The sequence below is a fragment of the Bartonella sp. TT110JLCBS genome (assembly GCF_042193405.1).
Classification (GTDB): domain Bacteria; phylum Pseudomonadota; class Alphaproteobacteria; order Rhizobiales; family Rhizobiaceae; genus Bartonella.
The window spans coordinates 335-666 of sequence record NZ_JBHILT010000225.1; the positions used below are offsets into that span (position 1 = coordinate 335).

A 332-nucleotide genomic window follows, 5' to 3' on the forward strand; every position below is an offset into this window, starting at 1 on the left:
CGATTTAGATCAAGATATGGCTTCTCTCTTAAGACAAGAGGCTGATGCTTGCCGCAAAAGTTTTACAATAAAGTCTTCTAATTCATCCACAGGTGAACTTGTTGGTATGTTTGCTAGAGTTATAGATAACATTTCTCCAGAAGATGTAGAAAAAATGAAAAAATTAATGAAACAGATAAAAGAAAAAAAAGGTAAGTAGAAGGTGAAGAAAAGTATTGATTACGAAGTTCCTCCTTATAGTTGGGAGAAAATTGGTTTTTTTACTGATTTACTTCGAAAAGAACTGAAATTGTTAGATTACCAAGCTTTCCCAGTTATGGATTTTGCTGAAT

1 pseudogene is annotated in these 332 nt (G+C 32.2%); it reads left to right on the plus strand.

Annotation, left to right across the window (positions count from 1 at the left end):
* A pseudogene (locus ACFILW_RS10595) lies at window positions 1–199 on the plus strand (XRE family transcriptional regulator); the annotation flags it as partial.
* Window positions 200–332: the final 133 nt, after the last annotated feature.